Raw genomic sequence first — 23,972 nt, forward strand, 5'->3', positions numbered from 1 at the left:
CAGGAGTCGATCATGCTCTGTTTGCTGCGCACAAAAGCAATACAGATTAGTGTAGCCTTTCCTTCCAAAACCTCAGGGAGGGTTACAACATCGCCTGCTAGAGACTTTGATGTTATTTCAGGAAAAAGCCTTCCAATGATATTGTTACCTATATTCTTAGAATCTAAATCCTGTTTATGAGAGTATTGATCTTCTGCTATGAAACTTCCCCCCTTTTGAACTGACAGGAAAAATATACTAATAATATTTTCTTTTTTGCTGAAAACATGCCTTAGTGATACCTAAAAAATATCTTATTCTTTGAATTTATCAATATCTTTAGCATTTTTCCATGATTTGGGAATGAATCTATTTACCCTTCTCTGGTACTCACGGTATTCGTCACCAAATTGTGCTATCAGCCTGCTTTCCCAGTGCAGGGATCCAAGATACAGGTATATGGTAGTCAAAAGGTATATGACAAGTAGATTAACGGTCATAATGGGAGTGAGCCAGATTATGACAAGGCCTGAGAGCAGGAAGGGATCTCTTACCCATCGGTAAATGCCCCGGATATTCAGTGAGCCTGCTTCAGGTGTCTGTGGAACAGAGAGCTGTGAGCGTATTTTAAATCGGTGGGGTGCATCCAGAAAAGCCTTTGGGGCAATAATCGAAGCAATTAACTGCCCGCCGACCATCAGCCAGCGCCAGGGAGAAGGGATTTTATAGAGAACCCGTCCAGGGTTTTTGTAGAGCTGATAAACTAGCGGCAATATTGTTAGCATTGCAATGAGGCTGTATGCCGGCAGATACAACCTGTCTGCCTTGGAACCCAAGCCTCTCACGATGAGGCGTTTGAAGGGTAGGCTTGCAGTCAGGCTGTGAATAACTGCAAATGCTGCCAGAGAAAAAATAGGAGTAATTTTTGAAGAAACCAATTCCAGTAGTCTCCTTATTTTATCAAGTAGCTTGTATTTTCACCCCAATATAAAAAATCTATTTATAACGCCTTAAAAACATTGGAAGTTCAGCAATATAGGGGTTCTGTTGCAAAAATTCATAATGTGAATGGAGATATCTTTACAGAGCAGTTAATCCAGACGAAAACACAATCGATTTCATGCTAAGTTCAAAAATAAAATAGAAAAGCTGCAAAGAGATTTATTAAAAAAGCTTTGGGCTCAAATCACAATCAAATACCAAGAGTAATAAAAATCGATAAGAATAGAGCTTATCCTATTGCCATACATGAACTAAAAAATGAAAATAAGTTGTATGAAAATGTTGAAATTAGACAAGTCAAGTATTTGAATAATGTTATAGAACAAGATCATAAGTCTATAAAGCTAATAATTGCTCCAATGCTAGGTTTTCAGGATTTTTGTTCTGCAAGTAGGATTTTAAAAGGAATTGAAGCATTGAATCTAGTTAAAAAAGGACAAATCAAGAATCTAAAATTACTCTGGTCCTAATGGAGCTAACTATACCTCGAATATTTTAACATCGGTTCCCATCCATAGACTTACATGCTTATTCTGAGATTTTTTGCAAAAGAACAGATATTATGGTTTAAATGCGCACTTTATTTATTTTAGTTAAAAGTTTTATTCTAGCCTTTTGACTGTTTAATGCTACTATTTTCCAGTTCAAACGTGTAAGTCCGAGTTATGGACTCAACTTTATACTTACTCAGATACACTTTTTGAAATTTATTTTTCTGGAACGCCCTTAAATACAAAACCAAGTGCAATAGACTTTAAGATCAAATTCAATTTTCAGACAGCTTGGGTTTAGAGCTTATTAATTCTCAGTTCAACAGTGTAATTCCTCCTTTTAATTAGTAAGTCTTTTATACAACAATATAAAACTTAGCTTCTAACCTGAGTATTAGAAATTAACCTCTCTGTAAAAATTGCCTTCCGCACAGCAATTTTTATAGATTTCGTAAAAGAATTAACAAAGCTTATGATGAATGTTAAACTCCCAATACTCTTGTGTAATACTCTTTTGTGAAGGACGTCACATCTCTTGCTAACTCAGGGTTTGTTTGGTCAAGGGTGGATGACCATAGAGATTCAATATTCGTTGCAAAAGAATCGAATTCTCCGCAAACTGCACAGAGTCTCATGAGAGATGTTTTACTGCACTATTACAAACTAAGCTAATTGCAATTGCAAGTAAAGGAGGAACGATTTGAACGCTTTATTTCTTGTGCTCGTTGCACTGAGCGTATTTGCGCTTGCTTACAGGTATTATGGACTGTTTATAGCGAGAAAAGTTTTAGAAATTGATCCTGGCAGACCGACACCAGCAATAACTATGGCCGACGGCCATGATTATCAGGAGACTAATCGGTACGTGCTATTTGGACATCATTTCGCAGCAATTGCTGCAGCCGGTCCACTTATCGGGCCGGTTCTTGCAGCCCAGTTTGGATACCTCCCAGGAGCCCTCTGGATAATAATTGGAGCAGTGGTCGCAGGTGCAGTTCATGATATGGTGTCACTTTTCGCCTCTGTGAGACACCAGGGACGAAGCCTGCCTCTTATTGCCGAGAAAGAAATAGGAAGTACAGCTGGCATAGTTGCTTCTTTCGCAATGTTATTTATCCTTATATTAACGCTTTCCGGACTATCTATATCCGTTGTTAATGCTTTATTTGACAGCCCCTGGGGTCTATTCACTGTCCTGTTTACCATACCTATCGCTCTGATCATGGGCCTTTACATTCATGTCTTAAGACCAGGAGATGTAAAAGGTGGAAGTATTTTAGGTGTAATTCTCCTAACCATTGTGATATATCTGGGCCCTTATGTGGCTGCTAATCCTGTATTAGCCCCAATGCTTACTTTCTCTAAAAATGCTCTGGCGGTATCAGTTCCGATATACGGTTTCGCGGCCTCGGTCCTGCCAGTTTGGCTCCTGCTCTGCCCGAGAGACTATCTGTCTACCTATCTCAAGCTGGGAACTATCTCTGCCCTCGCCCTGGGTATATTCCTGGTTCATCCTGAGATGAACATGCCCGCAGTTACCAGCTACGTACATGGCGGAGGTCCCATTATACAAGGTTCAGTCTTTCCATTTCTCTTTATTACAATAGCCTGTGGAGCACTGTCCGGTTTCCATTCTATTATCGCCAGTGGCACGACCCCCAAGATGATATCCAGTGAAAAGGATATTCTCTTCATTGGATACGGTGCCATGCTGGTTGAAGGCTTCGTGGCCATAATGGCTCTCATTGCAGCCTGCGTTCTTTTGCCGCAGGACTATTTCGCCATAAATGCCTCGAGTTCAGCATATGCCGCACTTGGCATGACACCAGTCCATCTTCCTCAATTGGCTGCTGCCGTAGGAGAGACCCTTCAGGGAAGAACCGGAGGAGGAGTTTCTCTGGCAGTAGGCATGGCATATATTTTCTCCTCAATTTCCTTCATGAGTCATCTGATGGGTTACTGGTATCACTTTGTACTAATGTTTGAGGCGTTGTTTATCCTGACCGCTGTAGACACAGGAACTCGAGCTGGCAGATATCTACTTCAAGAGATGGTTGGTAGAGTAATCCCCAAGTTCAGCGAGAAGAAGTGGATGCCAGGCATTGCTATAACTAGCTTTCTTTTCACTGTTTCATGGGGTTACCTGCTTTACACTGGCAACATAACCACTATCTGGCCGATATTCGGCATGTCTAACCAATTGCTTGCAGCATGTGCGTTAATAATAGGTACTACCATGATACTGCGCATGGGTAAGGGTAAGTATGCTTTAATCACAGCTGTACCAGGACTATTTATGATTCCTGTCACTTTCAGCGCTGGATATCTAAACATTGTTACCAATTATCTACCTAAAGGTCAGTATCTATTGGTTTTCCTGAGTGCCATACTAATGTTCCTTACTGCCATTATGTTCATTGAAGCTTTCAAGAGATGGTATGAACTCATTCAGACCCACGGTAAACCTCTAAATGGGTCAGGCCGTATGCCTATTAAGGCTGACTTCGGAGGAGCTTGCGAGCAACCAAAAATATGAATGTGATAGACGATTGAGCTTCGATATTACGTGTAATCACAATTTGTTGTGAGACCTGGCGAAAATAGGATTTACTCACTTATGATGGAAAGCAAGTGTATTAAACATCAGTCTTGAAATACATATTTAAGCGCTTGATTATTTAATGCTAATGTTTTTCATTTCAAGTGCGTAAATCTTGTCCCAATCAGAATACTGAATTTAATTTTAAGACATGCTCTAAGGGAAAACTAGTGCTTCGATTCCAAAATAAATTCACTGTTTACTGGGAAATTCGTAATCGGGAAATAGGTTCAAAAATCAAGTTTTATGAACCTACTTCGGAATCATAGTATTAGCATAATCAAGGCTACAGGAAAATCGGTGTTTTCAAGGAGATGTGCGGGTGAGAAGCACAGGCGTGTTTGGGGTGATGTGATGAAGGTTGAGAAATAATCCAAACACGCCTTTCATCATTCTTTTCCGCACTCGCCTATCCACTTATATTTTTACTTTTACAGCATTTAAGATTATCAAAATCACTTTTATAAAACAGTTTTTTGGCTATTTTTTAGACTACCGTTCACAGAATGCCGACTGCTAATAGTCTCTGACTGTCTGGATACTGCTAATAGTCCAACTGTCTGGATATTTGGGCACTTTTCATGCCAGCTACATCGGGAAAAATGATCTGGATACTGCTAATAGTCCAACTATCTGGATATTACTTTCAACATACTCAGGATAATCTTATTAACAGAAAACCTTATTTGAAAAGGTCATGGAGCCGCAGCACATAAAAGCAAATATCCAGATAATCGCCGCATCCGTCATCTACGGATTTTCAGGAATTTTTTTCATGTATGTGAAGAACATGGCCGCAGGAGCTGTTGTGTTTTACCAGCTTCTTTTCGGGCTTTTTGCACTTGCAGGCTATCTGGTAGTTACCGGAAAACTGTCAGGAATCAGGCTACGGGGAAAAAGAAAAACCTTGATACTGCTCGGAATCCTTAATGCAGGCGCAATGGTCTCTTATTACATGGCTGTGAGCTTTATTAATGTCTCAATATCCGTACTTCTACTTTATACGGCTCCGTTTTACGTTTTGCTGCTTGCTCCTGTCTTCCTGAAGGAGAAACATAACAAAAAGAGCCTTGTTGCCCTGATTCTTTCTTTTGCGGGTGTAGTAATGGTAATCGATCCTAAAAACCTTGTTTCTGTATCGGGAATTGAGCCAGCATATCTTTCTGGGGTGCTTATGGGCCTTTTTTCAGGCCTTTTTTACGCCTGCGTTACCATTACTTCCCGCTATCTCAGGAACGAGTATTCAGGTTTAGAACAACTTTTTATCTCAACCTTCGTAACGCTGTTATTATTGCTTCCTTTTGTAAAACAGGCCCCAGTAACAACCCTTGTTGAAAACCTGCCTGTTCTCCTCTTTCTAGGGGTAACAATCACTTCATTGGGTTCGATTCTTTACTTTACAGGGCTTTTGTACGTCAAAGCCCAGAATGCAAGCGTACTTTCCTTGCTTGAACCTGTAAGTGCGATTTTTTTCGCTTATCTACTCTTAAAAGACCCCGTATCTATTGAAACCCTGATTGGCTGTGTCCTTATCCTTTCCAGCTCTTTCCTGGCAAGCTTAGAGGAGGAAAGCAAAACCGAAAACGAACCTGTTTTCAAGGAAAAACTGCCTGCAGTTCCTTAGCTTACCGGAAGCAGAGAAAAGTAATGTGAACATCCCGAGTCCAGCAAGCCTCTTGAAAAAAAGCTTGAGCGAAAACCTCAAGCAGCGGCGTGATGAACCAACTAGACGCTTGCACTCAAGAAGGCTGAAATAACGAAAGTACGAATAACCGTAATTTTTAGAAAAACTCTAATAGTAGGGAAATAGTTTTCAGATATAACAAAAAAATATTCTTAAATGTGTTATTATTAAGTATGTCATTCTTAAAGGAACTTTCCTCTATCCGGATTGTATTTTTTCTCTATTCATAGCTCTGTTTCCGGCTGGGTAAATTAAAATTTGTTAATAAGTTTTCTGTACCTATTAATCTTGAATATTCTTGAATATATTTCACTGATTATTTCAAAATCGCCTGGTATTCTTATGGTAGACGTAGTTAAGGAATTGGAAGCCCTGAGGCAGAATTTACTTGATCTGTCCCTTCAAAATAATCTTCTCAATTATCGCCCTTCCCAGAAAAGGACCATCTCGATTATAGGTAGGAAGCCGGAGGAAATTTACGCGCTCTTTGTTCTCCAGGAAAAATCAATGAGGTTCAGGGCAACAGCCCAGTTAAGAAAAGGCAGGAAAACTGGAAATGGGGAGGAAGACGAGGCTTCTGAAAAGGAAAAACGGCTTTTGAAAACAATAGGAAAAATCCTGGTCTCCGAAGATAAACCTCAGACTTCCCACTCCGAAACTTTCCTGGGAACTCCAGATGACAGCGAAACTCTTAATAAAAAACTTTTTTATGTATTTAACCAGGCAAACTCTATATTTGAAGAACAGGGATATCCTGTGCTCTATCTTACACTGGGTTTTCTGCAGTGGAGTGACAGCCGATTAGCCATAAAAAATCCGAAAGCCCCTCTGCTTCTTATTCCTGTTGAACTCAAACGCATAGGGAAAGGCCGAATTTTCAGCATCCAGTGGACAGGAGACGAGATCTTTACTTCAATTACCCTCCAGGCAAAAATGAAAGAGTTCGGAATTTCGCTTCCTGAATTTGAAATGCCTGAGGAAGCTTCCGGAATTGAGGAATATTTCAGGGCTGTATTTGGAGAAATTCATGGAAAGAGAGGCTGGAAACTCCTGCCTGAGATCTGCCTTGACCTTTTTAATTTCAAGAAATTTGTCATGTATAAGGACCTTGACCCTGCAACCTGGCCTGAAGACATGTCTCCTGCCGACCACCCCCTGATCCGGGAAGTCTTTAACCCTGAAGATATCGAGTGTGAGGTTTCCGGTTTCCTGGAAGAAGAGGTTGACTTGAAACTTCCAGCAAAAAACACTTACCAGATAATGGATGCCGATTCTTCCCAGATTGCGGTCATTGAAGATGTGAAAGCCGGAAAAAACCTTGTTGTTGAGGGTCCGCCCGGAACCGGCAAGTCCCAGACGATTGCAAATACGATTGCAGAACTTATGGCCCAGGGAAAAAGCGTACTTTTCGTTAGTGAAAAAATGGCTGCCCTTCAGGTTGTAAAAAGCAGGCTGGATTCTTCCGGCCTTGGAGAACTCTGCCTGGAGATCCACAGCAACCAGACCCGCAAAAAAGCCGTGCTTGAAGAACTGGAAAAGACCCTGAACCGCGAAGCTCCTGCCCCCATAAACCCTGAAAGGGATATCAATGAACTAGAAAAACTAAAACATGAGCTCAACCAGTATGCTCTGTCCCTTGAAGAACCTTCGGGAAAACTCTACCCAAGCCTATATACCCTTTATGGTATAAGGGAAAAGACAAGGGCTTATTTTGAATCAAAAGACTTGAAAATGCCTGCATACAAGTTTCAGGAGCCTGAGACATGGGATCCTGAAGCCTGGGCCGATGCAGAAGCTCTTCTTGAAAAGTTGGGCCAGGTTCTTCCTTTTCTCTGGCCGGTCAGGAAAAATCCATGGTACGGCTGCGATCCAGGGCTTGTACTGCCTTCAGATCTGGGAGAAATCGGAGCCCTTACAGACGAATGCGCTGCGGCTTTTGAGGCCCTTGAAACTGCCATAAAAACCCTTAATGACCTTTCTGCGACCTCAAAGCCCACAATCCTTGAGGGAATTGCAACTGTAATCAATGCCGCAAAATTCCTCGAAAACTCAAAACCCTTGCCTGAGAAAATGCTTCAGAATTCGGAATGGGAATCCGAAAACTCAAAAGCTGAGGCCGACGCTCTTATTTCGAAACTCAGGCAATCCTTTGAGCTCAAAACTTTTGTGGACAAAACTTTTCACCCTGAGGTCTTTGACCTTGATACTTCTAAATTCGAGGAGCTTTCCGGCAACGGTCTCCTCAAACTCGTAAACCTGAAATACAGGAAGCTCAAAAAAGAGATTTCAGCCTGCTATATCTCACGAGTGCCCTTCTGGGACAGTAATATCCTGCTTGATCTTGCCTCCCTTTACAAATACAAGACCCTCAGGCTGGAACTTGAAAATTCGGGGACAGAAGGCAAAAAGTACTTTGGGGATTACTGGAAAGGCTTTGAAAGTGACCCTACCCTGCTTGAGAAATACAGCCAATGGATAATTCTCTTCCGGCAGTACCTGAAAGAAGGCACTCTGACGGACAGCAGTTTCAGGCTTATAGAAACCGGAATTGACATCTCAGCCCTCGAGTCTGCAGTCATCCATGTACTGGCCGCAACGCAGGAATTTTTGGAGGTTTTTAAGAGAGTTGGGGTTCGTATAGGCGCAGATTTCGGGAAAATGTGCCCAAACGGCCTGGAAGGCGCAAAGCTAAATTTGTTAAAAGTCCGCGTAACCCGATGGAAAAACGAGACTTCATCCCTGGTATTCTGGAGCCAGTATCTAGGGTACAGGCAGGCCTGTCTGGAAACAAAGGCAGCCCCGATAATGGAAGACCTTGAATCCGGAAAACTTGCAGTTTGTGATGCAATTCCTGCTTTTGAAGGCAACTACGCCGAGATCCTCCTGAATCGAGCCTTCAGGGAGAGGCCTGCACTTTCGACTTTTATCCGGGAACTCCACGAAGGCAAGCTTGGTAAGTTCAGGAAACTTGACAAAAAGGTCCTTCTGGAAAATAGAAAAAGGATAGCATGCTCTGCTTATGAGGAAACCCCAAAATTGACTTCAGGCGCATCAAGAGCCTCAGAAGCGGGCATTCTGCTCAACGAATTCAACAGGAAAAGAGGGCATATGCCTATCCGTACCCTTATGACAAAGGCTGGCGGCCTGATCCAGAAAATCAAGCCCTGTTTCCTTATGAGCCCGCTTTCCATTGCCCAGTACCTTGATCCCAGAAGCACCCGTTTTGATGTGATTATCTTTGACGAAGCCAGCCAGGTCAGGCCCGAAGATGCGGTTGGAGCTCTTCTGCGCGGAAATCAGGTAGTGGTAATGGGGGACTCAAAACAGCTTCCGCCAACCGACTTTTTCGATACCGTGCTTGACTCTCCGGAAAGTGAGCCAGATGACTGCGTTACAGCCGGGGATATGGAAAGTATCCTGAATGTGTGCAAACGCAGTTTCCCGGTAAAGACTCTGCGCTGGCACTACAGGAGCAGGCATGAGTCCCTGATCGCAATTTCAAACCAGGAGTTTTATGACAACCGCCTCTATGTTTATCCCTCTCCCATGCAAAAAGATGAAAAACTCGGGCTGAAATTTGTGCATCTTCAGGATGCGGTTTATGACAGGGGCAAAAGTGGAGTAAACAGGTTAGAGGCAAGAGCCGTTGCAAGGGCAGTTTTCGAACACTTCAGTAAGTATCCTGATAAAAGCCTTGGGGTCGGGACTTTCAATATAAAACAGCAGGAAGCTATCCAGGAAGAAATTGAGGCTCTGCTTAAAGTAAACCCGGGATTTGACTTTAATTCGGGAAACGGAAAAGGCGAGCACTTCTTTGTTAAGAATCTTGAGACTATTCAGGGCGATGAAAGGGATGTTATACTGTTGAGTGTGGGTTTCGGCTTTGACGGCAACCGAAAACTTTCCCTTAACTTCGGCCCGCTTAATCGCGAGGGAGGGGAAAGGCGTCTGAATGTTCTTATTACGCGGGCTAGGGAAAAATGCGTTGTTTTTGCAAATTTTACGTCAAGGGACCTGAAACTGGATGAAAACTCACCTTTCGGGCTCCGGGCCCTCAAAGTCTTCCTTGAGTTCGCAGAGAGCGGCAGGCTCCCCTTACCTGCATACCGCAGGGAAAAACTTGACTCCCCTTTCGAAGAGACTGTTTTCAATTTCCTGACAGAAAACGGCTGCGAAATCCACAGGCAGATCGGCTGTGCAGGGTACAGACTTGACCTTGCAGTCCCTGATCCCACTAATCCAGGGAGGTATGTGCTTGGAATCGAGTGCGATGGAGAAAGCTATTATTCCCTGCAGGTTGCACGGGACCGCGACCGCCTGCGCCAGCAGGTTCTTGAAGGGCTGGGCTGGAAGATCTACTGTGTCTGGTCAACGGACTGGTACTTGCATCCGAAAGAGAGCAGGGAAAAGCTGCTTGAAGCTGTGAAGGGGGCTGTGAAACAGGCAAAAGTGCAGGCAAAATCCAAAATCAAACCTGAAGTTTCGAGGATTAATGAGCCGTCTGACTGGGCCGAACCTGTTAATCGAAGTCCTGTAGGAAGATTTTCTCGTTCTCCTGCAAATCCGGTTTTATCCATAGTTCCGGTTTTGCCTGCAGTGAGTGTGGCGAGAGAAGGTGAGAACGAACTTGAAACTCGATTTTATGACAGAGTCTGCCTTCCGGAAACTTTTGAAACCGAATTTCTTCCAGAGCCCTCCTTTGAAGCCGAAGCTGAAGAGCTCTATTCAGGCTCGTTTTTTAAACTGGAAGAAGGAATTACAGTCCAGTCAGGCACGGATTTCCTGCCAGAAATGGATATAAAAGCCAGGTCGATGGCTCTGGCGGCCAATGAAAACTCCCGCAAGAAGCCTGTAAGAAGGTCAAAAAAATCAAAACTCCTTAAATTCAGTGTAGATCCCCGCTCGAAGGAAAAAGAAACCGAATTGATACCTGAGCCAGAGCCAGAGAAAGTCAGTTTTTTCCAGGCTTACCCTGAGATTGATTTCAGTGCATGCCCTGAAAAGAAAAAAAAGCGCAAGCGGATTAATGAGTTTGCATATATTTACGGCTCAGGAAGCTATTTTGAACCCGAGCCGGACTCCGAGGAAGACAATTATACAGGCGGGGACGACAGTTATGCTGGGGTATGGGACTCAGAAACTCAACTCGGGCCAGAAGCCGAACCTGTAATTGAGCCCTACATAAAAAGGAGATCTAAGACTCAGATAACTGAGCTTGCTCTCGGATGTATGTTTGAGGCTGAAACCAGAATTCCAAAGAGACCGCTATCTTCAGCCCCGGCTGAAAAAGCAGGGAAGTTCCCTGAAGAATCCGATACTGGAAGTTCCTTGGAACTCAGGACCGATAATACCGGACGGAGAAATGTTGAAATCCCGGACATTCCAAGAAAAAAGCCTGAACCGGATATTTCAAAAAAAGAACCTGAAAAGATGTCCGGAAAAACCAATTCGTTCGAAGCTGCCATACCACTTTATCAGGCCTGCCTTTCCTCAGGACTTCCTCAAATAGGCGATCTTTCGGATGTTTCGGATGAGCAGCTTGAGGAAGCAATCATACGAATTATAAAGTGTGAAGGCCCGATTCATGCAGAACTCCTGCCGCAGCGGATAAAATCGCATACAGGAATTCCTCGCATTTTCGGGAAAATCAAGCAGCGGATATTTGAGATTGCAGTTCTTGCCGAAAGTTCCGGAAAAATCCGGATCAAAGGCGAGTTCTACTGGCCAGTTTCGGAACCTGCCTGTCTCCTGCGTAGGCGTGAAGGAGACGCATCTGCAAAAGTCGAGTGGATCTGTGACGAGGAAATAAAAGAAGCTATTTGTTTTGTCCTGAACAGTCAGTATTCAACTCCTCTTGAAGATCTTATTGTCCAGACTTCGAGAGTGCTCGGGATAAAAACCACACGCAAAAACACAAAGGAACGAATTGAAAAACTTGTACAGGCAGCAATAGAAAACGAAGAACTGACTCTCATGCCTAATAAAATGATTTATTTTGTTGAATGAGATGGATTTTTCAGAAGATCGGATTTTTCTAAAAAATTATCGCTTTCTTTAAAATCTTAATTCCTGATTATAATTTTTCACTTTTTTCTTCATTTTATTAGTTTTAGAAACTTTATAATTTTCTGGCATCATATTTTCGGCTCAATATTTTCCCATTACTTTGATATGTTTAGATCCACCGTGTCGCAAAAGCATCAAAACGCAATCATCCTGTATCAGTGGACAACCTGCAATTTGAAGAAGATATGTATTGACCTTAATTTTTGTGCTAAAAAAGGATAGACTTTAAAGTAACCTCCGTGATACTCATAATCTATGAAATTCACACTTGATTACACAAATATGACAGCCCGACAACTAAGGTTTAAAGGCAACCTCCATGAGTTTTGGCTCGGTATGAATGCTGAGTCCGAGCATGGCAATTTAAATTCGCGAACCGATATTACATTCAAAAATACCATATTAACCGCCAAAAATCCGCGAATAAACATTAAATTCAACGAGACTATCTTAGCTGCTAAAATCACCATTGCCCATCTCAACAAACAGCCGGATTATTACTCACGGCTGCTGAAAACAGAAACTAAATGAAGGCGCGAGAATTGTTTGATTAGATTCTTTTTGTGCCTTCGAAAGTGATAATGCCTGCTTTGTGGTTCATAGGGATAATAAAGCATAGATGGAACTAAGCTTCTGATTATCCTGCAGGCTCCACCCTGGAGCCAACTTAACATCAACTATCTAATTAAAGAAAGTATGACCTTTTATAATAATAAACGGATTATATAATTATTCTTTTTTATAACATAAACAGGTTCATAATTTGGCGACCAAGAAACAGAAGGCAGCAAAAACAAGCTAAGAATGATAAAGAAACGAACGACTAAAGAAACAAGATAAGAAAAGAAAAGGGAAATAAAAATAGGGGACTTAAATCAAGCCTTTATTTCAGTTGAATACCCCGCTAGCTTGCTGCGGGGTGCGCCACCACAACTTTGATTTTAGATTTTTCAGTTTATCTAAAAGCCAATTTGGAGGAGTTTCAGTGATAATCTCTTTCCTTCTCCCTCTATCCAACAATTCAACCTTTCTTAAAACTGTACATTCAATTTTCTTTTTGTCATAATCTTCTGGGATAGATGTAAAACCGAAAGCTAGTACAATGTCTAGCCACACTTTCGTATATATATTGATGTTCATATCCCAGATTTTGCGATAGACTGGCTAAGAAGGTCTATATGAGTCCAGTTCATCGCCGATTTTCGCAAGCACCAAATCCAGCACCTGTTTTTTTAGAAGCTCTGGATTTACCGTTGGAGCCACTCCTATAGTGAAAAGTCCTGCGTTCTTAGCAAGTTGCATATCACCTTTTCCATCCCAGATTTAGTGCATCGGTTTCAAATTATGGAACTAGAACTGAACTTTGAAATCAATACTGGTCAATGAGTTCCCCATAAATGCCTACAAATAGGCACGGATAAACACGAATTGAAACCACCTTGTTTTATCTATGGTTTGTTGAATATATATGGAATCGATGCACCAGTAATCTTTATTTAGTTTTATTTTATAGAACAAAAAGCTTCTGAGATTATCTAATAATTAATTTGAAAATCACAGAAATTAGTTTAGTAGAAACTTCGAAGTGGCTTAAAAATACTATTGTAAAGGGCTTTGTTTCAATTTGCTGTCAATTTCAAGTCCAGTTTCCTTCTATTATTTGGATTCAAATTTGACGAGCATGACTTTGGTTTCAGAAATTCCTTAAGTTACAATTTCACATATAAGCTGAAACACAGTTTAGGAGAAAACGGTAAATGTCCGATAAATTAGATCTCTCAATCGTAATCCCGGTTTGTGATGAAGGAGAAAACGTAGGGGAATTATATAATGAACTGCGTGGAGTTCTTTCCGGATTGGGAAAAAAATACGAGATTATTTTCGTAGATGATGGATCTAGGGATGATACTTTTAAAAAATTAAAGACAATCAAAGATAGCGCAGTTAAGATTATAAGGTTCCAGAGGAACTATGGAAAAGCTGCGGCTCTCTCCTGCGGGTTCAAGAAATCACAGGGAAATTTTGTTATTACCATGGACGGAGATCTGCAGGACGATCCCAAAGAAATCCCGAGATTTCTTGAAAAATTAGAAGAATATGATATGGTTTCAGGTTGGAAGAGTAAAAGGCAGGATCCTGTCTCAAAAACTATTCCCTCAAAATTCTTCAATGCATTGACTCGATGTATCACAGGAGTCAAAATTCATGACTTCAACTGTGGATTCAAAGGTTATAGAAATTATGTCGTAAAGAATGTAAGATTATATGGAGAGTTCCATCGCTATATTCCAGCTCTAGCTCACTGGAAAGGATACACTGTTGGAGAAATCGAAGTCGAACACCATCCCAGAGTTCATGGAAAATCAAAGTATGGAGTTGAAAGGCTTTTTAAAGGCTTTCTGGACCTGATTACAGTCACATTTTTGAATTTATACAAGAAAAGACCCCTTCACATCTTTGGAGGTATGGGCTTTTTACTTATATTCTCAGCAATAATCATAAACCTGAACTTGGTCTCCCTATGGTTCAGGGGCATCAGGATAGGAGACAGGCCTCTGCTTATGTTGAGCATATTACTCACGGTGCTTGGAGCTCAATTTGTTTCCCTTGGCCTTATAGGAGAACTGATCACAAACTCGAGAAACAACGATGACTATATTATAAAGTACGATAGCTATGAACTGGAAAACGGCATGTAAAATCGTGGTTACTTCGGGTTTAATGCTTTACCTTATAGTCAAACTTGACCTGAAGACAATCTACGAGACTTTTACGCAAATGAATATGGCATTGCTTTCTCTCTCATTACCTTTTATTGCACTGATGTATCTGATAAAAGCAAGAAAATGGCAGGATCTGCTCAATTGTATAAATGTTCAAATCCCCGTAAAACGATCACTTGAAATAATCTTAATAGGCAATTTTTACGGAGCTCTTACTCCAGGCAGGGCCGGAGAAGTTTCAAGAGCTTTTTACTTAGATGCTGAGAGCTCCAGAAGCATACCAACCGTAGTAATGGACAGAATTATAGATATGATCTGTCTTCTGGTTTTGAGTGTACTATCCATAGCTTTCTTTTTTAAGGATAGAAATCTAATCTATTTAATGACGCCGATGATAATGATTTTTATCGCTGGCATATTCGTCATAACAAATGAAAAGATCGTAACTCTTATTTTTGGGTTATTTTCGAAAAAAAGTGAATTCAAAGAAAATTATATTAAAACGATAAAAGAAATCACTGGAAATAAAAAAGCTATTTTTTCTGTTTCTGCATTAACTCTTGGATATTATTTGCTGAATTTACTTGTATACTGGATAGTTATAAAATCCTTAAATCCCTCATTAAACAGCTTACTTACCTTTTCTCTTCCAATAGTAGTAGTTCTGGGTAATTTTCCAATTTCGATATCAGGATTTGGAGTTAGAGAATTTGTAAGCGTTACAATATTCAAGCTATTGAATGAAAGTTCTGCATATGGGTTCTCCTGCTCTATAGTTCTATATTTCTTGACTACGCTATTACCAGCAATATTTGGATTCATGCTTACTTTTCGAAAAAAACCTTGAAATTTCAATGAGTCAGGTAGAATTATTAAAAAAGATCTTGAGACCAATTAAGTCAAAATTATTGGCGAGAAATTGAAACAAATTCGGTTATTAAGAATTAAAATATTAAATTCAGCTATTAGGAATTAAAATATTAAATTCGATTATTAAGAATTAAAATATTAAATTCGATTATTAAGAATTAAAAACATATTTTAGACAGGTGGGGCTAAATGGACCAGAGTAGAAATTACAAAAAATACAATTCTAAAAATCCGCTTATGGGGATAGTGATATCCAACTTCATGAAAAACTTACAGGAAACTGCAGTCCCTTTGGAAAATATAAATAATGTCATTGATATAGGCTGTGGGGAAGGTTTTGTCATTAACTGCCTTGATTATCCAAAAATAACAGGTGTTGATATTTCCAGAAACGCTCTGAGAATTGCAAAAGAGAAAAATCCAGAATGTGATTTTTGTTCAGGTAGCATATATGAAATTTCTTTTAAAGAAAACAGTTTCGATCTTGTTATAGCTACAGAAGTACTGGAACACCTAGAAAAACCGAAATTAGCCCTTCAGGAGATCCGACGAATATCTAAAAACTACTGTATTCTCAGCGTGCCTAACGAACCATATTTCCGTGCAATGAATTTTTTCCGGGGCAAAAATTTTACACGTTTTGGGAATGATCCTGAACATGTCCAGAACTGGAGTTCAGGAAAGTTCGTGAGTTTAATAGAAACCTATTTTGATGTGCTGGAGGTCCGAAGGCCGTTTCCATGGACTATGGTTCTATGTAAAAAGTAAATTATTAAAACAGTACTATTATTAAAACAGTAATATTAAAATTTAGTTATTATTAAATATATTTATTATTAAAAATTACTTATTATGAAAATTTAGTTTAAATAATATAATAAATATTCTGAAAAACGGGAGACGACTTCGTGGAACTAAGAAAAACATCTAACCCGGAAAAAAACCGAAGTTTTAGGAATAAACATTTTAACAATTTACGGGAATATTCTCTAGTTGGAATCTCATACGCTCTTTTGACAATTATTCTTACTTATCCTGTCTTCTTTAAGATAAAAACCGATATTCCTGGAACGGGAGCGGATTCATTTCAGTGGATGAGAATCTTATGGTACACAAAAATAGCAATACAGGAAGCGGATTTAGCGGCTTTGACGCATGACCATCTCCTTTTTTATCCGAATGGCATAGAATCAATGCCCTTTTCATCAGCCTTCAATCAAATGCTATATGTATTGCTGTCGCCCTTTTTAGAACTGCACGTCATTTACACAATATTATGGCTCTTAACTTTTATAATAGGAGCTATTGGTGCATATCTGCTGGTAAACTATCTTACGGATAATAAATATGCTGCCTTTATTGCAGGAATTGTATTTGCATTTTCCCCGTACCATTTTTCCAGAGGACTATACTTTTTTGGAGCAGCGACAGTTCAGTGGATACCCTTTTGTGCGCTGTATCTCATGAAAACAGTTAAAGAAGAAGGAATCAAGAACCCAATCCTTGCAGGAATCTTTTTCATTCTGGTAGCAATGAGCGACCTGCAGTATCTGATTTTTATGGGGATCTTTACAGGATTAGTATTCTTATATAATTTCTACCTGACTCTCAGGTCCGAAAAGAACTTTACTCATTCTGTAAAAAAAATAATTAAAAAATATTTCTTTTTTGGCGGCGTCGCTTTTCTTGGCGTGTTACCTTTGACCATTAATGAGATACTTATTGCCCTTTCAAAACAAAACTTCTTAAAGCCAAGTGCGGCTGAAATTCCCAAATTATCAAATGATTTGCTGAGCTTTTTCCTCCCCTCTAATTTACATCCATTACTTGGTCGGTTTACCTTAGATTTATATTCGAATATACCAAGCTGGCCTGCTGAACAAGTGAACTTTATAGGATATATTGTTCTGGGGCTCTCAATTATTTCACTTCTGAAATCAAGGAGAAAGCCTGACGTAAAATTCTGGTTAATATCTACACTTTTCTTTACAATAATTAGCATAGGACCTATATTGCACTTTAATGGCTTATTTTCTTTCACGGATTCAAATCTGAAAATCCCGCTTCCATATCAGCTACTATATAGTACAGTGCCCTTCCTCAAAAACTGCAGGACAGTTGGCAGATTTTTTGTTATTGCAACCCTTGGGTATTCCGTCCTGGCAGGATACGGTTTTTCTGAATTACTGAAGTATAAGCCCGAAAGAAAAAAGCTTATCTTTACAATAGTTGGTTTCCTGCTGATTTTTGAATACCTGTGTATTCCGTATCCGACCACACAGGTAAATGTTCCTGACTTTTACTATAAAATTAGTAATGATACGGATAACTATGCAGTGCTCGAAATCCCACAAAACTCTAACGCAGGATATATGGATTTTCAGTACTTGTACTATCAGACAGTCCACAATAAAGCTCTTGTAGGCGGATATGCAGCAAGATATCCAGCCAATGTTAGTGATTTCCAAAGGAACACTCCATTCATTAAAGAATTACAGTATTATTCCCTGGGAACTAAAGATATTTTACAGGAAAATGTTGCTCATATAGGCACCTCGGTCCTGAACGCCAATAATATAAGGTATGTTATTGTCCACAAAAATCAATTGTCCAGTGAGCAGCTCGAGTTTGTAAACGATTTACTGAATAAGACCCTTAAAACTGAACCTGATGTATATGCTGAAGATGGGCTTATTGTTTACCGTGTTCCAGATGAAATAATTCGGCCCTTTATGCTTTTAGGTGAGGGATGGAGTCGCCCGGAGAATTGGGACGGCACAATAACCAGGTGGATAGCAAACAATGCTACTTTATCGGTTTATTCAGGTATTGCTGAAAATTCAACATTAAAACTCAGCGCATGCAGCTTACATTCACCAAAGACACTGGAAATCTATAACGGCGAAACTCTCCAGAGTAAACAAGTTATCAGCCCGAATTTAAGCACAGTAAATCTTCCGGTTACCTTAAATAAAGGAAAAAATACCATTACTTTAAATGTACCTGAAGGCACCGAAAGACCATGTGACTTTCCGGAGCTAAATAATAGCGACAAAAGGGAGTTAAGTATAGCAATTCAAGGGATTCAGTTAATTGATTCGCCTGAAAATTTATCATCAAGAGAGTAACTCTCGGATAGAGCCCTGATTGATCGAGAAACTCGAAAATATTCGGGAGATCGGTGGCGGTCTCCTCCAGCTATGCATTTCTATGAGACTGGGGAAGTCGGGATTTCTTCCCCTTTACTCAACTAAAAAACAGTATTTTAAAATATAATTTTTTAATACATTTAATTTACTTTCCTTATTTTTCAATCAATTTCCCTTTTTTAATTACTCTCCTTATTTTTTAACTAATCTTCTTATTTTTATTATTTTCACTGTTTATTACTTTCCTCAGTTCATTTTATTTTGCGACTTATTTTGTAACGAAAACCATTGCAGCTACAACCGTGGTCCATTTTCCGTCCTTGTCGCCGTTTGCGGTCTGGCACATATGGAATGTATCAAAGATATGCCCGCTTGCCTTGTACACCTGTTCTCTCTCATGCCAGGCCATTTCCGCGTCAAATTCTATGCCAAGAGTAGTCGCAAGCATTGTTGCTGCCAGGTCTTCAGCATATTCTCCTGCAATAATTTCTTCTTCTCCAAAAGAATGATGCTCGGAAATATAACCGTAGTTTTCCTCATTTACAGGAACCGCAGTTCCGATAGCTGAAGCCATTAACCGATGAGGCTCATTTGTATCATTCCTTGCGAGTACACAATGGACAATGGCACCGGGTTTCAACTCTAAAAGTCCTTCTTCTCTGGGTACTAGTTTGCAATTGGGGGGCAGAATACTTGAAACACTTACAAGATTGAATTTCTCTATCTTTGCAGCCCTTAGTGCAAGTTCAAAGGATGCTAAACGGTCTTTGTGTACCCCGGTACCCTTTGTCAAAAATGCTTTTCTTGGGATCATGTTAACTCCTAAAGGGATTTATGTATTTACTGTGCGGTTTCCATTGTATGAGCAACCAATACACACATAGATAATTTATAAATCTTTTATAAAGATGAGCTGAACTATTGGGCTGATAGTCCTATCTTTCATCTCTGAAACGTACACCAGAGTTATGAACTTTATCCTTTTCATTCATAGTTTTCAGAGACAGATATTTTCCTGCAGGAATTGCAATCCAGATAATGAACCTGTTCAGTTAGTTCTGTAAAACCTTTATTTTTTTCCTCTGTCCAGAAAGAGCTTTTTCATAGACATTGGAATTTGCAACCCCTTCAAAGATATATCTGGTCTCTATTGGAATTTCACCTGCATGGACCTTTATATCTTTTTTTTGTACACTAACCGTAACCTGGTCAGGGAGAAGCCCGGACTCGGCCATGTAATCAAGAATCAGTTTTCTACCGAATTCTTCAGCAAACTCCAGGGCTTCGTTCCGGATTACGAAATGCCTCCTACCTATAGGGGTGTATACAAAGATCCCTTTTGTCTTAAGGTCATATTTGGACTCGCTATAAAGTGTGCGCACCGTTATTTCAATGCGTTTTGTCCCTTTTCCTGCAAGAGCTCCGACGGCATTTCCAACCTCTGAATATTCAGGAACAAATATTTTGGCATCTATCAGCTTCTTCAGTTCGTCCACATACACCCTCACCGGACCTCCAAGCAGGACAACAGGGATATCCACTTTAAAGCGAGCAAAGAAATCGCCTTCGAGCATTTTTTTAATTTCGTTCCTATCCACTCCTTCCATCAGAAAAGCAATGAGGTCTATTGCCATGTTCCTGGCAAAGAGTCGTTTCACATTTAAACAGAACTCATGCCTATCGATTCCTATGAAGTTTGCAAGCAGAGTAGCTCCAATTTCCGAGGCTTCGGCATTCCATTCAGTATACTCCCCAAGCACATGCAGGACATCCGTGGGGGTAAAACCGATTACCTGAACAAGCCGCTTCTGAATTAGAGAGTCCATTACTCTCTTTGAAGGAAGAATATTTCTGTCCCAGTAGACATCTTTGAGAGAAAGCGGTTCATCCCGTATAAGGGCAAAGAGTTCTTTTTCTTCTTGGTTCAAATTGACAGATTTTTGCTCTGTCCGGACAAAAAACTTTGTTGCCTGGATATGTTCATCCAGTTTGAGCCTATCAGGAATCCAGCGTTTTTCCAGAGTGCCCATGAAATCGGGATACAGGACTGCTGCCCTGCAGAGAGGAATAACCCGCCTGGGGCCTATGTTTATATTGCCACTCTGAACCCAGACATGGCTGTCCCCACCCATAGCTGAAGTCTCCATACGCAGCGCCCTGACTTTTGTTTGCCAGCCGCCCACAACTGCTCCTGCCTCGCTGAGGTATGGAAGCCCTTTATAGATCAGGGAGACGTCCGTGCTCGTACCTCCAACATCAATTACAGTGCAGGTCTCACATCCGGACAGATAAGAAGCCCCAAGAAGACTTGCTGCGGGACCTGAAAATACCGATTCGATGGGTTTTTTCATGGCTTCATACATGCTTACTACAGAGCCGTCGCAGCGCAGCATGGCAATTCTCGGGTTGAGGCTTCTTCTTTCAATCTCACTTACTACCGTCTTTAAGAAGCCCTCTGCTACAGGCAGGAGCTGGGCATTGAGGTAGGCAGTAACTCCCCTTTCATAGGCTCCTAGAGACTGGGCAAGCTCATGCCCGCAGACAACAGGCAGCCCTGTAAGTTCCTGGATCAGAGTTTTTACACGCAGCTCATGCTCAGGATTTCGCACACTGAAATAAGAAGAGACTGCAAAAGCCGAAACCCTGTTTTTTATTTCAAGCACGAATTTTTCTACTGCTGACAGGTCAAGGGCTGAGACTTCCTCGCCATTACTGTCATGTCCTCCCTGCACCATAATCCAGTTTTCAATTCCCGAATCTTCAGGGATATCATAGTTTCCTATAAGGATCAACCCAACAGGATATCCCGTGCTCTCAAGGATGGTATTTGTGGCAAGAGTGGTTGAAACTGAAACAACAGTCACGAGTTTTAGCTTTTCAGGGTTGAGTCCGTCAATTGACTTCTTTATTCCCTCAAGAGGATCAGGATAGGTTGTGAGAGCCTTGTTTGAACATATAACTTTTCCATCCGATTTCCTAATTAAAACCGAATCAGTATAAGTTCCACCTGCATCAATGCCCAGCTCATATGCCATTTTTGAATTACATTCCATTTTTACATCTCCACTTTTATTTTCAGACGTTTTTGCATTACACTTTCCTTGCCGTTTGTAATGCTGTTTCCTTTATGCCATTTTTAATTACGTGCTAATGTTCTGACCGCAGAATCAGGATAGTAAATCCCATTCAGTTTGGTCAGTTCCATTTAGTTTGGGCAGCTCCATTCAGCTTAGTCAGTGCCATACAGTTTGGTTAGTTCCACTCAGTCTGGTAAATTTTGTTCAGCCCACCTGAAATCCTTTTTTCAGAACCAAAAGTTTATTTCGGATATTATTCTGGAAACAAACAGCTATTCAGGGACAGGTGAGAAATTTAAGAACAAATATTGAATTAATCAATCGCATTATCTGCACTATTGAGGGTAAATATAAATATTCCGGGAGATTTCCGGAATTCAAACTGTTGGCATTCCAATTCCAACAAAAACAAGCTTTGTCTCTAGAGGTACTGCCCCTGCTTCACTCAGAGATACATCTTTTTTACTTACCTCTATCTGGATCTGCCCTTTGTCAAGGCCGGCTTCGGTCATGTATTCCATGACGAGTTTTCTCCCCAGAGTTTCTGCATATTCCAGAGCGTCTTGATAGCTTCCAAAGGTTTCCCTGCCCTGAGGCGAAAACAGAAGAACGAGCCTTTTCTTATCTTTTGAGTAGGAGCTTTTGATAAGGATTTCAATCCTTTTTATGCCCTTGCCCATAACGGCTCCAACAGCATTTCCTACTTCGGCATACTCCGGAATTATAATGTCGGCATCAAGAATTTGCTTCAATTCTCTGGTGTACGCGACCACAGGTCCTCCTATCAGCACCACAGGAATTTTCATCTTGAACTGTGTAAATCTGTCGGAAAGTAGGATTTTTTCGATTTCGGGAGAAGGCACATCCTTCTGGATGAAAGATACCAGATTTAAGGCCATATTCCTTGCAACGTCCTGTTTTATCTGTTTGCAGAGCTCAATATGGTCAGTCTGGGTATAGCGCTCCATAAGTTTTGCTCCTATTTTTGAAGCTTCTTGATCCCAGGCTGTATATTCCCCTAGCACATGAAGCGCGTCGGTTGGGGTAAAGCCAATTGCCTGGATCAGGCGTTTTCTTATAAGCGAATCGAGAAGGCCCGGAGAAGGAGTTTTCCCGATCTCCCAGAAGATATCATTAAGGGATGCCGGAAAATCTCCTATTCTGTCAAAGAGTTCCTTTTCAAACTTTCCAAGGTTTGAGGGTTCAACGCCTGTCCTTACAAAAAACCTGGTAGGCTGCACATTTTCGTCAAGATGCATAGTCCCAGGAATTCTCCCTTTTCTCAGGACTTCGAGAAAACCAGGATATTTGACCGCTGCAACGCATAGTGGGATAACTCGCTTTGGGCCGATGTTTATTTTCATATTTTTAACCCATACATGGCTGTCCCCTCCCATTGCTGAGGTTTCCATCCTGATAGCTTTTACCTTTGTCTGCCAGCCTCCAACTGCAGCCCCGTCGGCACAGAGTTCAGGAAGCCCGTTTTCGAGTCGGGAAACGTCCGTACTTGTCCCGCCTACATCAATAACTGCACAGGTCTCAAGCCCTGAAAGATGTGATGCTCCCACAAGACTTGCTGCAGGGCCTGAAAAGATCGATTCGATTGGTTTTTCCAGGGCTTCATTAATGCCCACGACCGAACCGTCACATTTAAGCATCAGCAGCCTCGAATCCATTCCTCGCCTGGAGATTTCTTCCCTGATTGAGCGGATAAATTGGTTTGCAACAGGAATCAACTGGGCATTCAGGTAGGCTGTAATCCCTCTCTCATATGCCCCAAGGTCAAGGGAGAGTTCGTGCCCGCAAACTACTGGCATCCCTGTAAGTTCCTGAATGCGGGCTTTGACTGCCAGTTCATGAGCAGGGTTTCTGATACTGAAATAGGAAGAGACTGCAAAGGCCGAAACTTTATCCTTAACCTTACTGACAAAAGCTTCCACAGCTTCCATATCAAGGGAAAACAGTTCGGCTCCGTGATGGTCGTGTCCTCCTTTTACGATAGTATAAGACTCAACATGCATTTTTTCCGGGATTTCATAATCTCCTACGAGGATCAAACCTACAGGATAGCCATTTTTCTCAAGGATTGTGTTTGTGGCAAGAGTTGTTGAGACCGAAATCATTTTTACGTTTTTTAAATATTTTTCATCTAGACCGTCTATGGAATTCCTAATTCCTTCAAGCAGGTCGGGATAAGTGGTAAGCACCTTGTTAGAATCCATCACCTTGCCATCGGAGTCCCGAATGATGACCGAATCAATATAGGTGCCTCCTGCATCAATGCCCATGCTGTAATGCATCTAAATGTCTCCTGTTCATTTTTTTGAAATGG

At 41.0% G+C, this 23,972-nt stretch carries 16 protein-coding genes and 1 pseudogene; 10 read left to right on the forward strand and 7 right to left on the reverse strand.

All coding sequences use genetic code 11. The features are described from left to right. Positions 1-180, forward strand: a 180-nt coding sequence (locus tag BP621_RS01760) for a hypothetical protein (RefSeq protein WP_292387638.1), incomplete at its 5' end; no start/stop codon positions are given. Between the two features lie 113 nt (positions 181-293). Here the strand turns inward: BP621_RS01760 and BP621_RS01765 are convergent. Beyond that, positions 294-917 (reverse strand): methyltransferase family protein, encoded by a 624-nt coding sequence (locus tag BP621_RS01765; RefSeq protein ID WP_292387639.1) that lies wholly within the window; start codon positions 915-917, stop codon positions 294-296. 213 nt (positions 918-1,130) lie between these two features. Between BP621_RS01765 and BP621_RS01770 the strand changes: the two are divergent. Continuing rightward, positions 1,131-1,451 (forward strand): annotated as a pseudogene (locus tag BP621_RS01770) (DDE-type integrase/transposase/recombinase); the annotation flags it as partial. 503 nt (positions 1,452-1,954) lie between these two features. Here BP621_RS01770 and BP621_RS01775 read toward each other — a convergent pair. Beyond that, entirely contained in the window at positions 1,955-2,107 is a 153-nt protein-coding gene (locus BP621_RS01775) for a hypothetical protein (protein WP_292387640.1), read from the reverse strand. Positions 2,108-2,172: 65 nt separating this feature from the next. Between BP621_RS01775 and BP621_RS01780 the strand changes: the two genes are divergently transcribed. The 4 genes from BP621_RS01780 (at position 2,173) to BP621_RS01795 (ending at position 12,352) form a co-directional block, all read left to right on the forward strand. Next, on the forward strand, positions 2,173-4,008 hold the full coding sequence (locus tag BP621_RS01780; RefSeq protein ID WP_292387641.1) for a carbon starvation CstA family protein: 1,836 nt from the start codon (positions 2,173-2,175) through the stop codon (positions 4,006-4,008). A gap of 760 nt (positions 4,009-4,768) precedes the next feature. After that, positions 4,769-5,695: a DMT family transporter gene (locus BP621_RS01785; RefSeq protein ID WP_292387643.1), complete on the forward strand. Its 927-nt coding sequence runs from the start codon at positions 4,769-4,771 to the stop codon at positions 5,693-5,695. Between the two features lie 402 nt (positions 5,696-6,097). After that, complete coding sequence (locus BP621_RS01790) at positions 6,098-11,761, forward strand: DUF3320 domain-containing protein (protein WP_292387644.1); 5,664 nt, start codon at positions 6,098-6,100, stop codon at positions 11,759-11,761. Between the two features lie 315 nt (positions 11,762-12,076). After that, positions 12,077-12,352: a DUF5661 family protein gene (locus BP621_RS01795; protein ID WP_292387645.1), complete on the forward strand. Its 276-nt coding sequence runs from the start codon at positions 12,077-12,079 to the stop codon at positions 12,350-12,352. A 357-nt stretch (positions 12,353-12,709) separates the two neighbouring features. Here the strand turns inward: BP621_RS01795 and BP621_RS01800 are convergent, their stop codons facing one another. Continuing rightward, positions 12,710-12,937 carry a hypothetical protein gene (locus BP621_RS01800; RefSeq protein ID WP_292387646.1) on the reverse strand — a complete coding sequence of 76 codons (228 nt, stop codon included), beginning with the start codon at positions 12,935-12,937 and terminating at the stop codon, positions 12,710-12,712. A 48-nt stretch (positions 12,938-12,985) separates the two neighbouring features. Further along, positions 12,986-13,123 carry a hypothetical protein gene (locus BP621_RS01805; RefSeq protein ID WP_292387647.1) on the reverse strand — a complete coding sequence of 46 codons (138 nt, stop codon included), beginning with the start codon at positions 13,121-13,123 and terminating at the stop codon, positions 12,986-12,988. A gap of 455 nt (positions 13,124-13,578) precedes the next feature. On the opposite strand from BP621_RS01805, the gene BP621_RS01810 reads away from it, so the two are divergent. The 4 genes from BP621_RS01810 to BP621_RS01825 all read left to right on the forward strand — a co-directional run bounded on the left by BP621_RS01810 (position 13,579) and on the right by BP621_RS01825 (position 18,542). Continuing rightward, positions 13,579-14,520, forward strand: a complete 942-nt coding sequence (locus BP621_RS01810) for a glycosyltransferase family 2 protein (protein WP_292387648.1) — start codon at positions 13,579-13,581, stop codon at positions 14,518-14,520. Continuing rightward, complete coding sequence (locus BP621_RS01815; RefSeq protein WP_292387649.1) at positions 14,498-15,391, forward strand: lysylphosphatidylglycerol synthase transmembrane domain-containing protein; 894 nt, start codon at positions 14,498-14,500, stop codon at positions 15,389-15,391. The genes BP621_RS01810 and BP621_RS01815 overlap by 23 nt, the downstream gene beginning before the upstream one ends. A 212-nt stretch (positions 15,392-15,603) precedes the next feature. Beyond that, positions 15,604-16,182 carry a class I SAM-dependent methyltransferase gene (locus BP621_RS01820; RefSeq protein WP_292387650.1) on the forward strand — a complete coding sequence of 193 codons (579 nt, stop codon included), beginning with the start codon at positions 15,604-15,606 and terminating at the stop codon, positions 16,180-16,182. A gap of 140 nt (positions 16,183-16,322) precedes the next feature. Beyond that, entirely contained in the window at positions 16,323-18,542 is a 2,220-nt protein-coding gene (locus tag BP621_RS01825; RefSeq protein WP_292387651.1) for a hypothetical protein, read from the forward strand. Positions 18,543-18,831: 289 nt separating this feature from the next. Here BP621_RS01825 and BP621_RS01830 read toward each other — a convergent pair whose 3' ends face one another. The 3 genes from BP621_RS01830 to BP621_RS01840 form a co-directional block, all read right to left on the reverse strand. Continuing rightward, positions 18,832-19,377, reverse strand: a complete 546-nt coding sequence (locus BP621_RS01830) for a pyruvoyl-dependent arginine decarboxylase (protein ID WP_292387652.1) — start codon at positions 19,375-19,377, stop codon at positions 18,832-18,834. A gap of 238 nt (positions 19,378-19,615) precedes the next feature. Next, entirely contained in the window at positions 19,616-21,598 is a 1,983-nt protein-coding gene (locus BP621_RS01835) for a hydantoinase/oxoprolinase family protein (RefSeq protein WP_292387694.1), read from the reverse strand. Between the two features lie 419 nt (positions 21,599-22,017). Beyond that, positions 22,018-23,940 carry a hydantoinase/oxoprolinase family protein gene (locus BP621_RS01840; protein WP_292387653.1) on the reverse strand — a complete coding sequence of 641 codons (1,923 nt, stop codon included), beginning with the start codon at positions 23,938-23,940 and terminating at the stop codon, positions 22,018-22,020. Positions 23,941-23,972: the final 32 nt, after the last annotated feature.

The organism is Methanosarcina sp. UBA5, assembly GCF_002505485.1.
Lineage (GTDB): Archaea > Halobacteriota > Methanosarcinia > Methanosarcinales > Methanosarcinaceae > Methanosarcina.